Below are 13,597 nucleotides of genomic sequence, written 5' to 3'. Positions count from 1 at the left end.
ATGTTATAAAATAAAGACAGATGTTGAAGTTAAAATGTGTCTCATCACACTTCAAAATCGCTTAAAAAAATATGGCATAGGGAGGAACATGCATGAGTCGTAAAGGGTGGATCATTTCCGCTGTTGTTGGACTGTTAATTGCAATTGGTATTGGTTCAACATTTGTCTTTAGCTCTGGAAAAGGGGAAGTAATGGATCTTAGTCCGTTAGAAATGAAAAAGTTCATGAGTGAGGATGGAACAGGTTTTATTATGTTGAACTCTAATATGAGACATAGTGATGATTGGATTTTTCTTGTGAGGAAAATAGCTGAAAAGGAAAAGATTCAAGTAAGGGGATTGAATGAAAATCGTGAGGACATTCCAGGTTCAAGTAATCCTCACGATTGGGGATTATCACAACGAAGAGATTCTCTGGCTTATTATGAAAAAGGAAAACTGAAAAAAGATATTGATTTTTCTAAGTTTAAAGAGTCCGAACTTGAAAAAGAAGTTACCTATTTTGTTCAAAATTGTAAAGATCAATATCAGAAGTAATCACATAATCATTGAAAGGTGGTGATACAGTGACGATTACACAGAAGGAATTAAAAAAGGAAAAAGAAATGGTAGCAAACCTATTAAAAGCCAATGGTCAGGATTATAACCATTGGCTTCATTTACATCATCAGAAATGTATGGAAGAAAATCAAGATTTAGTAATGAAAGCTTTACAAGCTTATAAGGCAACACCAACAGAAGTAAAAGAAGACAGCAAGCCGAATGAGTCAAGTCAGCTTAGTAACGTGTAAGTATCTAAAAATGAAAAGGGAGTGAATGTATATGTCTATGATGGAAACAGTAGCTCAAATGTTAGTGTTAGGTGATGCGATGGATGGTCTAATTAATACGGGTAATTCATTTATTACTTGGATGCAAAGAGGGGCAATGGTGAGTACAGCTATTGTATTTTGCTGGGGTGCTTATCTATTAATTTGGGGTGGCGAGCGAGGAAGACATAAATGTATTTGGTGGTTTATTGGTGGGGCAGCCGGACTCGTTATCGTAATGGGATGCCAATACCTAGCAGAGAGCGTAAATAGCAATGTGAAATTTGGTCAAATCTTATTCCCGTTTTTCTGGATGAAATAGTGAAAAAATATAATTAAGGCAATGAGGAGGCTATGCAAAGGGTATGGCTTTTTTTGTTGCCTTTTTTCATGGGATTTAAAGTAAATGTGAGAAAGGAGAAGCCATGTTTGTCATTTTTAAGAGTAATAATGGAACAGAAATTCAGTCGGGTAAGCAATATTTGTTTCATGAAGCCTATACCTTAACCAAACGATTAGAGCGTGTTTATAGAGAAGCAGGGCGCCAAGAACATATTGATTTTGATTTGTTAGATGGTCATTCTAATGAAATCTATAACGGTACATTATCACTGGGTTCGAGATATGCGGATCATATTTTTGACCATATTTCTAAAAAAATGAATGTGATGCAATTAGATCCGGAACAAGAGGAACAAAAGAAGGAGCTGTTAGAAACGTTAGAAAGGGAAATCAATGATTCTCCTTTTCATGAAGAATATGAATATCAAGAAGAATTACCAGAAAGAAAGGAGGAACCCTCCTATAGTCCATCGGATGAAGTGAAAACACAAGTAAAGCCTGGAAAGGAAAATAGAAAAGGATTCAAGATGATTGCGAGTGTCATAGGAAGTGTGGTGTTAATTGGAGCTGGTGCCATATTTGCCTTTAAACTATTCTCTTCCAAGCCGGTTTCGAGTGTAAATGCTGGTTCTGAACAATATGTAGTAAAAGGATTACAACAGGCAGCCGTTCAACAGTATGGAGAAGCCGTTAAATACTTTGATAAGGTCAATTACACAGAATTAGATAAAGATAGTCAGAAGGCAGTTTTATTTACTTATTTATTAAATGGAAAGGCAAATAAGGCATTACAGTATGAACCGAAATTTGCAGAAAGTGTGGTTGCTTATTTTATCGGAATAGACAACATGAATAAAATCAATGAAATTGATGTCAAAAATGATGTAATCGACTTTGAAAAGGCAGCGCTTAATAAAAAATATGAAGAGGTAATCAAGCTTAAAGGGAAAGTCAATATGGATGGTAGACGTGAAAAGCTCATTGTTGAAGCTTTTGTAAATCTAAAAAAATATGAAGATTGTTATTCTTTTGTCAAAACGCAAGGAAATAAAAGCTTGATGAAAGAGGTGAAAGAATTAGAAAAGAGAGATGTTCAACAATCTACAATAAGCGAAGAGGAAAAGAAAGCTAAGATTGAAAAAATTGATAAAGATCTAAAGGACATCTAAGGGGGAAAAGATAGCATGCCATTAAATTATGAGAATCTGTATAAAAAAATGGGAATTGTTTTTCTTGGTGGGTCATTGATATTGAGTACTACAGGATGCAGTTGGTTTGGAAGTAAGGAATCATCAAAAAGTAAGTCAGCTATTACAAAAAAAGTAGATAAGAGTAAGCCAGAAGAAAAGAAAGAAAATCTGAATAAACAAGATTTCGAAGCAATGACAGAGAATGCAATTCAAAGTAAAGATAATGAGGTTGCTTATGTACTAGATGAGATTGATAAATCAAAAATTAATTTCAAAGATAAATCCATTATAAGTAATCTTCAAAATGGAGATGAAACCACTTCTCGTGTTCTTGCACTCTTTGATAAAGAAACAAAAGATAAAACACTTCAAGATACCACAAAAGATAATGTGATTGCAGCTATTACAGATAATAAACCACAAGTAACCCTGAACGGAGATCATTTTGCTTTTGGCGATCAAAATATTGATTTTTCAGTAGTGAGTATAGGAGATATTCTTCCACCAGTTACACCGGAAGGTGAGAATGGTAATACGGAAAATACAGGGACAGAAAAACCGAAACCAACAGAACCAGAGGAACCAACAGAACCAGAGGAACTAACAGATCTAGAGAAACCAAAACCGCCAGTAGATCCACCAACAGAACCAGAGAAGCCAAAACCGCCGGTAGATCCACCAACAGAACCAGAGAAACCAAAACCGCCAGTAGATCCACCAACGGATCCAGAAAAGCCGAAACCGCCGGTAGATCCGCCAGTAGATCCACCAACGGATCCAGAAAAGCCGAAACCGCCGGTAGATCCGCCAGTAGATCCACCAACGGATCCAGAAAAGCCGAAACCGCCGGTAGATCCGCCAGTAGATCCACCAACGGATCCAGAGAAACCAAAACCGCCGGTAGATCCGCCAACGGATCCAGAGAAACCGAAACCGCCAGTAGATCCACCAACGGATCCAGAGAAACCGAAACCACCAGTAGATCCGCCAACGGATCCAGAGAAACCGAAACCACCAGTAGATCCGCCAACGAATCCAGAGAAACCGAAACCACCAGTAGATCCACCAACGAATCCAGAGAAGCCAAAGCCGCCAGTAAATCCGCCAACGAATCCAGAGAAACAAACAGAGCCGAAGAAACCAACAAATCCAGAGAAGCCAACAGAATTAAATAAACAAGAGTCAAAATCAGATGTAACGGTTTAAAGGGGGATTCGCTTACCCATGTATAAGGATAAAATCTCAATTAAATATAAGTTAGCTGAAAAAAAAGTACTCATTCCATTGAGTACTTTTTTATTTGTTGGAATGTTTTTAATCGCTAATTTTTTACTCAGCTTATCTTTAGAGCTGATAGAAACAACATTTAGTGATTTATTACACCCAAAACCATTTCATATGGAGGTAGGATTTCTTTTTCGGATGCCAATTGCAGAACATCCAATTTACTACATGCTTGTTTTCCTTGTAGTGATTGGAACCATTGCAAGAACAGTATACAAACTCAAATCTTCCTTCAAAAACTTAAATAATCATGAGAAGGGATCTAGTCGTTTTACAACAGTTGAAGAGCTGAAAAAGCAATATCGATCCGTACCAGATCGAGAGGAATCATTTGAAGGTGGCGGTGGTGTTGTTATCTCTAGATTAGGCGACAAAGTATTCATTGATGATAGCCCAGTGAACAATTTAATTATTGGTACAACTCGCTCTGGTAAAGGGGAAACCTTTGTATTTCCTACAATTGATGTCTATTCTAGAGCGGAACATAAGCCCTCATTAATAATTAATGATCCGAAAGGGGAAATTTTTAGCGCATCCAAAGAAACTTTGGAAAAACGAGGGTATCACATTGAAGTGTTAAATTTATTAAATCCATTGGATTCTATGAGTTATAACTTATTACAACTCGTCAAAGATGCTTATAAAGATGGAGACTATTCAACAGCGCAATCATTATGTAAAACACTTTCTCACACCTTGTATTACAACCCAAATGTAAAAGATCCTTTTTGGCAACAGTGCGCTATGAGTTTGTGTAATGCCATGATATTAGCAGTTACAGACAAATGTATTGCAGAAGGAACAGAAGAAAAGATCACAATGTATGCAGTAGCAAATATGTTATCAGAACTTGGATCAAAAGAGGTAATCGTAGATCCAAAAGCAGATCCACAAAATGCATTAGATTTATACTTTGAAGGGTTGCCAGCAGATAGTGTTGCGAAAATGCAATATGCAACCTCAAACTTCTCGAAAGGAACGACACGAGGCGGAATTTTCACCCAAACAATGAATGGACTCTCTATCTTTACGTTCGATGAAATTGCAAAAATGACTTCGAAAAACAGTGTGGATTTAAAATGTGTAGGGTTTGGAAAAACGATAAAAGGAAAAGTAACATCTAGAAAACGAGTAGAAATTGTCTTTCCGGATGGATCAATGGAGTCTATCAAAGCAGATATCACAGGACGTTTTGCATTGGATTATAAGCAAGTAGTAAAAGTCGGGGATACAATCCAATTGAATGAAAAGGGAAATAATAAAAAGAAAACATCTATTTCTATTACGAAAATAGATAAAAAGACGGGTCATACAGAATATAAAGTAGTAGAAGAAAATGAAGATATCCAGGTAACAACAATGGATTATTTCGATAAGCCAGTTGCAATTTTTATGATTACACCTGACTATGATTCTTCAAATCATGTCATTGCTTCTATTTTCGTAAGACAGCTCTACTTCATATTAGCCAAGGGTGCATCCCTTGCTCGTGGTAATGAGTGTCATCGTGAAGTAGTATTTATTTTGGATGAGTTTGGAAACATGCCGAGTATAGAAGGAATGGCAACGTTAGCAACGGTTTGTTTGGGAAGAAATATCCGTTTTAATCTCATCATTCAAGCATATTCACAACTAAAAAACAAATATGGAGATGATGCAGATACCATTGATGGCAACTGTGGGAATACAATTTATATATTAACAAACGACCAACAGACAGCCGAAAGAGTATCGAAGAAGCTTGGGAACAAGACAATTAACACACTTTCCCGAAGTGGAAAAGGTCTCTCTACAGATAAAAACAAAACCGAAAGTCTAGATCAACGACCACTTTTAACACCAAATGAACTTATGAGTCTTAAAGAAGGAGAAACTACTGTTATTCGTGTAATAAAACGTCAAGATAATAATCGAACACGTATCAGACCACGACCAATTTATAATACGGAAGAAACAGCCTTAAAATACAGATGGGAATACCTAGGGGGAGAGTTCGATACAGATAAATCTATTTTAGATATAGATATTGACTCCCTACATGATGATGTAGATCCTAAAAAACTCATTGTAGATTTCCTAGGAGAAAGAAAGGCAGAACAAACCAAGAAAGAACCACCAGAGCCAGAACAGGAAACCTCTTCACCAGTAGAGCCACAGAAGCCAACAGAAGAACCTAAAATGATGGGAATTGATGAAGACATTCCGGAAGAGTCATTCCAACAAGAAGATAATCCGTTTGATTCACTCACTATTGAAAATTGGAAATCGAAAACGGTTATTGAGTTTTTTGAATCTGATTTAGCAGTTTTGAAACTAGTTGATAAGTTCTTTATAGCACAGTTAGGTAAGGGAATAGATGAGGTTGAAAATCAGGAAATGGGGGAGTTTTACAGTGAATTTCAAATGTTGGCTCACAATGACCATATCGACAAAGGTGTATATCAAGCAGTTGAAAATAAGATTAATCGAATTTTACGTGATTTAGAGGAAAAGGAACACGTAACGAGTTAGAAAGGCACTCAAATAATTGAGTGCCTTTTTGAATCCAGAAATAAAGGAGGAAGCGAGAATGGAGATGCCGACAATAACAGATAAAATGCAATTGATTTTAGATAGTTACTCGCCGTTTGTAACAGAAGAAAATGAGGTCATTCTTGGTCTAGAAGATGCGGTTCTTTTCCTTTCAGTAGATCGGGAACAAAAAGAGAAATTGATTATTCGTATTGACAGACTGAATGAAAGGGTGAATTGGACAGCAAAGGAAGTATTAGGGCAGTAGTAAGCAAGAGAGGAGGATAAATGGTGAAAGATGAAGAGATTTTAAAGGTTTTAGAAGAGTTCTCGGATTATCTTCAAGTAGGAGACGTTGTTAATTATGTATTACGTTGGCTAGGATGGTTCGTAATTCAAGGTCTATCTTTAGTTGTAGATGGCTTGGAGGGTGTGACAGATTCCATATTGGGGATTAAAGGGTTCTTTAATTCACCGGGAGTACAAGAGTTTGTTGACATGTTATATCCATTGTTCGTCGTTCTTTTAGCTATATCGTTTTTATATATTGGCTACATGTTCATTATGAACAAACAAATGAACCGTTCTCAAATTATCATCAATATTTTCGTTACGCTGAGTGTACTTTGTTTATTAAGTACAGGTATGACAAAGGTCGATAAGTTCACAGATGATGCCATTGCAGTTGTAAAATCAGAGCAAAAAGGCTCTTTGAGTGATGAAATTATTAAGAAGAACATAACGGATATTGCAGTGTTAGATCAAAATAAGTGGAAAAAGAAAGAAGATATGAACCAGAAAAATAATATTCCAGAAAAAAATATTAGGCGGATAGATATTACTGAAAAAATAGATAAAGATTTTGAGTTCACAAAGGATAAAAATTTATCGGATGATGGTCAGAAAATTTTACAGAATAAAAGAGTAATGGATGGGCTAGGAACCGCATCTTTAGCAGAATTGAAAGATGGATGGTTTGATTTCTTCCCCGAAAAGTATTATCGCTGGCATTGGAACTTTTGGAATATATTCTTTACTTTACTGATAACAGGCGCAACGTTGTTATTAGTAAGTATTAAGTTAGCTAGATTATTTTATGAGTTGACGTTTAACTACTTGTTAGCCAATATTTTAGCACCAGCAGACGTTGCGAATGGTCAAAAGTTAAAAGCCGTGTTATCAAATATACTCAATATATTTGTAGCAACGATTATGATATTCCTATCTTTGAAGCTATATATAATGGGAACAGAGTTTCTCCATGACAAATTAAGTGGTGTACCATATCTTATTGCATTAGCCGCATTTAGTATGGCAGTTCTAGATGGCCCAGCAGTCGTAGAAAGACTATTTGGAATAGATATTGGATTAAAGAGCAGTTGGGGCATGTTAGCAGGTGGTTTCGCACTTGGTAAAGGAATTGGCGGTCTTGCAAATTCAAAACCAATGAAGGGTCTAGGTAATATGATTGGAAAAGGAGCGAAAGGCGCAGCGCAAGGAACTGGTGTTGTAGCAGCAAAAACAGCGAGTGCAGCAGCTACAACAGCAAGTGCGGCAGTGATGGCAACAGGTGGCATGGCTGGTATCATAAGTGGTTTGAAAAAAGGGAATGAGTCGGAAAAGAAAGAGTCCTTGCAAGATCAAATAAAAAAGGCGGATCAGAAGAAAGCAAATGGTAATGATTTAGCAAATAAAGAAAAAGAAAAAGGTAACTTAAATAATCAAGAAGATAAAAAGAACGGTGGTACTCCATCTATTCAAGAAGATATGAAAAAAGAAGGGAATGAAAACCCAGAGGTAGCAAGTGGGCAAGAACCAGGAACAACAAGTCTTCAAGATGAAATAAAAGAAGCTGGAAAAGTAAGTGGAGCAAGTGAAGGAAATCCAACAGCAGGAGCGGTAAGACAAGGAACAAGTGAAGGAAATCAAACAGGAGCGGTAAGACAAGAAGCAAGTGAAGGAAATCCAACGGCAGGAACAGTAAGACAAGGAACAAGTGAAGGAAATTCAACGGCAGAAACAGTAAGACAAGGAACAAGTGAAGGGAATCCAACGGCAGGAACAGTAAGACAAGGAACAAGTGAAGGGAATCCAACAGCAGGAACAGTAAGACAAGGAGCAAGTGAAGGAAGTCAAACAGCAGGAACAGTAAGACAAGGAGCAAATGAAGGAAGTCAAACACCAGGATCAGTACCAAGCGGAGGAAGCCCGGCACCAATGGAAACATCAAGACCAGTACCAAGCGGAGGAAGCCCGGCACCAATGGAAACATCAAGACCAGTACCAAGCGGAAGTAGCTCGGCACCAATGGAAACATCAAGATCAGTACCAAGCGGAGGAAGCCCGGCACCAATGGAAACATCAAGACCAGTAACAGGTGGAAGTAGCCCGGCACCAATGGAAACATCAAGACCAGTAACAGGTGGAAGTAGCCCGGCACCTGTGGAATCGCCAAGATCAGTATCAAGTGGAAGTAGCCCAGCATCAGCCAATATCGTAACGGTGACACATAGTAGCCCAAGTGTTCCTTATGAAAGTGATAAAGAAGTGGCAGCAAGTAGTAGTCATGAAACACGTACATTAGGACAATATGCAACAGATACAGTTAAAAAGGGCTATAGCTCTACTACATCATCCATTAAACATAAGGCAAAAGGAGTGCAAGAGCGAATTCATAACTCTGAAACGGTACAAAATACAAAGCGTTTTTATCAGATGGGTCAAAATACGGGTAGAAGTTGGAGAGATATAGTAAGCAAAAATAAAAAGAATACTGATGAAAAATAAGCGTAATCGTACGCTTATTTTTTATTGTCGAAAAGGAGGGAATACCAATGAGAAGCTATCGGATTCCGAAGGAAATCAGTACAGAATTACGGATTAATAAAGTGCTTTATTTAATAGATTTCTTTTTATTAATTGGTTTATTAGTTGTAACGATGATTCTTAGGAACTTCGTACATGATTCCTTTCAATTACCATTTGTTATTTTCATGGCAGCTATTGCAATTATCATGATTTGGCGACCAAGTACGAATCCTCAAAAACGAATGTATGAAGTGTTGATTATTACATTGTTAAGAAGAAAAGGCGCATATTGTGCCATTGATAACGATCAATAAGGGAGGGATCACATATGGCGTTATTCAGCGAAAAAGATGTAGAGAAACAAGAGCCAAAACAACTAGAAAGACCGAAGAAAAAAGCATTTCGATTTAACGAAGAAAATGTAAAAGAATCACTTTCTGAACCAAAAGAAATTGTGAAAGTGGTACCCGACAAAAAGAAAGAAGAAAAACCAAAGGTAGAACCAAAAGTAAAAAAACAGAAGAAAGAAAAGCCAAAGAAAGACGCTTCGAAAAAGAAAAATCCAAAACTTTTAGGTTTTTTATCTAGAAAAAAGAAAGAAGCACCACCAAAGGTAAAGAAAAGTATTGCAGAAATTATGCAAATTGTAGACATGACAGAGGATGGCATATTTGAACTGAAAAATGAGGAGTTTTTAGAAATTCTTCAAGTGGAAGGTGATGATATGTTCTCTAAGAATAGCGACGAGCAAGCATTTGTTATTTTCTCACATGCGTATTTTTATCAAGCCTACAAACAGTCCATTAAACTCGTTTTTTTAAATTTCCCATGTCAAACAACCGAACAACAACGATATATTGAGAAGAAAATTAAAGAATGTACCAGTCCTTTGTATGAACGAATTTTAAATCAAAAGTTAAAAGAACTACAGTTTTTAGAATGGGGCAGAACCAATCGTGAGGCCTTCTTATTTATTTACGGAGAAACGGAGTTAATCGTAAAAGAACGTGTAGATGCAGCAAAACGGTATATCAAACGCTCTACTGAACTATTAGATGTGGATGAAGAGAAAAAATTAGAGCTTATGTTTAAATTGTTTAATCAAAATGCAAAATTGGGAACGAAAAATATATGGTAGTGAGGGGGAAGCAAGATGTTTGCGTTCAAAAGTAAAAAATCCAAAAAGGAAAAACAAAAAGAACTAAAAAAGAAGAAAGGTTACAACCCTTATTTAGTAGCTAGGGTTCAGCCGCAAGGGGGAATAAGTTTTAAAGAAAGCTATTTGCAAACAGGTGATGGATTTGCTACTTGTATTCATGTTTTTGACTATCCAACAGAGGTAAATGATTTTTGGTTAGAGCAAATTATGAATATGCCCAATGTGATTACCACATTAGATGTAATGAGTGATGACCGAAATGAGGTCGTTGAATCTATTAATAAATCCATGAGTGAACAAAGTGTCCGGCATGATACAGCAAAAGATAATATAGATCGGATTGATGCGAAAAATGAATTTTTAGAGCTGGAAGCTCTATACACGGATTTAAAACAGGGTGAGGTCATGAAACGTATCCACATCCGAATCTATGTTTCCGCTAGAACATTAGATGAGTTAGAAAAACAAGTAAAAGAAATCATGGAAACATTAGAGTCCTATAACTTTCGAGGAGCTGTCTTTTTAAATGAACAAGAGTATGAATGGGATGCACTCGTAACGAGCTTTGATACACAAAAAAATTATGTGAACCGAAGAAAAGGAAAAGAAATTCCGGCAGTCAGTTTGGCTGGTGGCTGTCCATTTCACTATTCTTATTTGCACGATCCATATGGTACGTATTATGGAACAACGAAAACAAAAGGAAATGTTATTTTTGATATTTTTCATAAAGACAAACAAAGAAAGAGTTATAACGGTGTAATGGTTGGAAAGCCTGGTGCTGGAAAATCAACCTTACTCAAAAAGAAAGCCGTGGATTATGCAAGTAAAGGACATTTTATCCGTATTTTTGATATTGTAGGTGAATTTGAGGAAACAGTACGTGACTTGAATGGAAAAACAATTGCATTAGATGGATCACAAGGTCAAATTAACCCACTTCAAGTATATAAGACAGCAGAAAGTGAGGAAGTTAGTTTTATTCAGCATTTATCTAAAATGACAACTTTTTATCGCTTTATTGCACCAGAAGCAAAAGATGATGAAATTAAGGAATATGAAAATTTGCTTCGGAAATTATATATTCGTATGGAATTATGGAACGATAAAAAAGGAGCGACAAATGAAATTACAACAAGAAAACCAAAAGAATATCCTATTTTCTCTGACTTTTTAAGGTTTGTTCGTAAAGAGCTATATCAAGATGTAGTAAGTAAAAAACATCATGAAAATTTAGGAGAAAGTAGAATCCATCGTTTAGAATTAATTGAATTAAATCTTATGAATCTAGTAGAAGTGTATGCACAATTATTCGATGGGCATTCTACAGTTGAAGATTTCAAGAAAGAACAAGTTGTATCTTTTTCCTTACGGAATATATCCAGTTCTAAAGCAGAAGTGTTTCAAGCACAAATCTTTAATGTGTTAAATCTCCTATGGGATGAAATGATATCAAATGGTGCTCCTCAATTAAAAGCCTTTAACAAAAAGCAAATTGCTTTTGAAGATGTTGTAAGATACTTCATTATTATCGATGAGGCACATCATATAATTAACACTCGAAAAGAAAGTGCTCACGCCTTGCAATTTTTAATTAAATTTAGCCGAGAAGATCGAAAATATTTTGCAGGTCTTTTATATGCAAGTCATACAATTCGAGATTTTGTACCGGAAGGATCTTCACAAGAAATGATTGATGAAATTAAAAAACTCTTTGAACTTACACAGTACAAATTTATCATGCAACAAGATAATAACAGTTTAGATATGTTACGAAAAGTATTTGCAGGACAGTTAAGTGAAAGTGAAATTGCAGCAATACCACACTTACCAACAGGGGATGTCATTTTAAGTATTGGTGCTGTCAAAAACATTCACTTCCATGTAGAAGTAACAGACGAAGAATTGATGTTATTCGGGGGAGGTGCTTAATACTATGCATCTGGTTTTAAAGATAATACCAAAGAAATGGCTCATCACTTTAGCGTTACTTGTGATGGGTCTTTTTTCTTTTCTTTTACTTGGAGTCGTTAGTATTTTCATTGCAGCGATGGGAAGTGATAGTGGAACAGGAACAGACACGGGTGACATTACGTATACAGGTGAAGGGCAAGTAATGAATGTTTCGCCTGATGTTTTGAAATGGGAACCAACAATTCGGAAGTATGCAAAAGAGTTTGGCGTGGAACCGTTTGTCGCTTTAATGCTTGCTCAAATGATGCAAGAAAGCGGAGGACGTGGCAGCGATCCGATGCAGAGTTCTGAAGGGGCATTTAATACGAAGTATTGTAAATCACCAAACTGTATTACTGATCCAGATTACAGTATTTGGGCTGGTGTACAGGAATTTAAACATGCGATAGAGCGAGCTGGTGTAACGAGTCCAGGGGACATGGATCATATCAAAACAGCACTTCAAGCTTATAATTTTGGAACAGGATTTTTTGATTTTGTTGGTGCAAATGGTGGTAAATATACGAAAGAAATAGCAATCAAATTTTCACAACAACAGTATCAAAAAGTAAAACATACTGGCATGTATCATTGCCTTAGACCAGAAGCTGTACCGTATCAAGCGTGTTATGGCGATATCCTGTATGTCGATGCGGTTTTGAAATATTATCAGCCGGGTTCTGTCGTTTCTGGTGGTGGAGGAAATCCAGGAAGTGGAGGAAGTAGCGGTTCAAAAGTTGCCGATGTAGGTCGTCAATGGATAGGACGTTCTACCTATGTATTTGGTGGAGGACGTAACACAAATGACATTGCAAGAGGGATTTTTGATTGTTCCAGTTTTGTACGCTGGGCATTCGAACAAGTAGGGATGTATACCAGTCCGATAGGAGCTGTAAGTACGGAAACATTAAATAAAATCGGTACAAAAGTATCAGCAAATGATATGAAACCGGGTGACGTTATTTTCTTTGATACCTACAAACATGATGGACACGTTGGCATTGTAATTGATAAAAATACTTTCATTGGATGCCAAACGAATAAAGGTGTTTCTATTGAAGATTTAAATAATCCGTATTGGAAAAAAGTCTTTTCTGGTCATGTAAGAAGGTTCTAAAAAACGAAAGAATAGGAGACAAAAAGAATGAAAGATAAACGAAAATCTTTGTTTATTGTGTTTGTCATTTTAGTTATAGGTGTGACAGCTTTTAATATCTACTTGAGCAAAAAATCAATGAGTGATGGCAAAGAAAAACAGTTAAAACTTTCAAATGAATTACTAACAAAACAAAATGAAGACTTAAAAAAACGACTGGATAAGGTGCTTCCATCCGCACAAGAACAACAAAGAAGGGCGTATTTATCGACAGCCGAAACGTTTATACAATTATCATTTCACCGAGAAAAAGAAGGTTACAGTGAGCGAAAAGAAAAGGCAAAATCCATTATGAGCGAAGAACTTTTACAACAATTCTACCCAACTGATAAATACGAATTAGGAGATACCTATAAAACAAAACCAATAGAAATGAAGTTTTATTT

The 13,597-nt window shown here is 36.4% G+C and carries 13 protein-coding genes; all 13 read left to right on the top strand.

The features are described 5' to 3' along the window. Positions 1-92 precede the first annotated feature (92 nt). Complete coding sequence (locus tag BWGOE10_RS28165) at positions 93-536, top strand: hypothetical protein (RefSeq protein ID WP_070145948.1); 444 nt, start codon at positions 93-95, stop codon at positions 534-536. Positions 537-565: 29 nt separating this feature from the next. Further along, a complete protein-coding gene (locus BWGOE10_RS28160) occupies positions 566-790 on the top strand; it encodes a hypothetical protein (RefSeq protein WP_059038382.1) in 225 nt (74 codons plus the stop codon). A gap of 31 nt (positions 791-821) precedes the next feature. Then, positions 822-1,130, top strand: coding sequence for a hypothetical protein (locus tag BWGOE10_RS28155; protein WP_070145947.1), 309 nt, complete (start codon positions 822-824; stop codon positions 1,128-1,130). A gap of 103 nt (positions 1,131-1,233) precedes the next feature. Continuing rightward, positions 1,234-2,319 carry a hypothetical protein gene (locus tag BWGOE10_RS28150; RefSeq protein ID WP_070145946.1) on the top strand — a complete coding sequence of 362 codons (1,086 nt, stop codon included), beginning with the start codon at positions 1,234-1,236 and terminating at the stop codon, positions 2,317-2,319. A gap of 15 nt (positions 2,320-2,334) precedes the next feature. Further along, entirely contained in the window at positions 2,335-3,546 is a 1,212-nt protein-coding gene (locus tag BWGOE10_RS28145; RefSeq protein WP_070168329.1) for a hypothetical protein, read from the top strand. 18 nt (positions 3,547-3,564) lie between these two features. After that, the gene (locus BWGOE10_RS28140; protein WP_070146021.1) at positions 3,565-6,135 is read left to right on the top strand and encodes a VirD4-like conjugal transfer protein, CD1115 family; all 2,571 of its coding nucleotides are present in this window, start codon (positions 3,565-3,567) and stop codon (positions 6,133-6,135) included. A gap of 58 nt (positions 6,136-6,193) precedes the next feature. Continuing rightward, positions 6,194-6,403 carry a hypothetical protein gene (locus BWGOE10_RS28135; protein ID WP_070146022.1) on the top strand — a complete coding sequence of 70 codons (210 nt, stop codon included), beginning with the start codon at positions 6,194-6,196 and terminating at the stop codon, positions 6,401-6,403. A gap of 23 nt (positions 6,404-6,426) precedes the next feature. Further along, on the top strand, positions 6,427-8,922 hold the full coding sequence (locus BWGOE10_RS28130; protein WP_070146027.1) for a pLS20_p028 family conjugation system transmembrane protein: 2,496 nt from the start codon (positions 6,427-6,429) through the stop codon (positions 8,920-8,922). 47 nt (positions 8,923-8,969) lie between these two features. After that, positions 8,970-9,257: a DUF5592 family protein gene (locus BWGOE10_RS28125; RefSeq protein ID WP_002130425.1), complete on the top strand. Its 288-nt coding sequence runs from the start codon at positions 8,970-8,972 to the stop codon at positions 9,255-9,257. A gap of 14 nt (positions 9,258-9,271) precedes the next feature. Beyond that, positions 9,272-10,081, top strand: a complete 810-nt coding sequence (locus BWGOE10_RS28120; RefSeq protein WP_070146023.1) for a hypothetical protein — start codon at positions 9,272-9,274, stop codon at positions 10,079-10,081. Positions 10,082-10,096: 15 nt separating this feature from the next. Then, positions 10,097-12,034, top strand: coding sequence for a VirB4 family type IV secretion system protein (locus BWGOE10_RS28115; RefSeq protein WP_070146024.1), 1,938 nt, complete (start codon positions 10,097-10,099; stop codon positions 12,032-12,034). A 4-nt stretch (positions 12,035-12,038) separates the two neighbouring features. Beyond that, a complete protein-coding gene (locus BWGOE10_RS28110; protein WP_070146025.1) occupies positions 12,039-13,172 on the top strand; it encodes a bifunctional lytic transglycosylase/C40 family peptidase in 1,134 nt (377 codons plus the stop codon). A 27-nt stretch (positions 13,173-13,199) separates the two neighbouring features. After that, the coding region (locus BWGOE10_RS28105; RefSeq protein ID WP_070168360.1) for a MerR family transcriptional regulator at positions 13,200-13,597 on the top strand (398 nt) is incomplete at its 3' end.

Origin of the sequence: Bacillus mycoides (genome assembly GCF_001757995.1) — a bacterium.
Classification (GTDB): domain Bacteria; phylum Bacillota; class Bacilli; order Bacillales; family Bacillaceae_G; genus Bacillus_A; species Bacillus_A mycoides_B.
This window is presented reverse-complemented; position numbering and strand designations above follow the sequence as displayed.

Bases quoted from the DNA above. Each gene is read 5' to 3' on its own strand.
- BWGOE10_RS28155 (WP_070145947.1), top strand. From the start codon at position 822: ATGTCTATGATGGAAACAGTAGCTCAAATGTTAGTGTTAGGTGATGCG.
- BWGOE10_RS28110 (WP_070146025.1), top strand. From the start codon at position 12,039: ATGCATCTGGTTTTAAAGATAATACCAAAGAAATGGCTCATCACTTTA.
- BWGOE10_RS28140 (WP_070146021.1), top strand. From the start codon at position 3,565: ATGTATAAGGATAAAATCTCAATTAAATATAAGTTAGCTGAAAAAAAA.
- BWGOE10_RS28115 (WP_070146024.1), top strand. From the start codon at position 10,097: ATGTTTGCGTTCAAAAGTAAAAAATCCAAAAAGGAAAAACAAAAAGAA.
- BWGOE10_RS28145 (WP_070168329.1), top strand. From the start codon at position 2,335: ATGCCATTAAATTATGAGAATCTGTATAAAAAAATGGGAATTGTTTTT.
- BWGOE10_RS28165 (WP_070145948.1), top strand. From the start codon at position 93: ATGAGTCGTAAAGGGTGGATCATTTCCGCTGTTGTTGGACTGTTAATT.
- BWGOE10_RS28125 (WP_002130425.1), top strand. From the start codon at position 8,970: ATGAGAAGCTATCGGATTCCGAAGGAAATCAGTACAGAATTACGGATT.
- BWGOE10_RS28150 (WP_070145946.1), top strand. From the start codon at position 1,234: ATGTTTGTCATTTTTAAGAGTAATAATGGAACAGAAATTCAGTCGGGT.
- BWGOE10_RS28135 (WP_070146022.1), top strand. From the start codon at position 6,194: ATGGAGATGCCGACAATAACAGATAAAATGCAATTGATTTTAGATAGT.
- BWGOE10_RS28120 (WP_070146023.1), top strand. From the start codon at position 9,272: ATGGCGTTATTCAGCGAAAAAGATGTAGAGAAACAAGAGCCAAAACAA.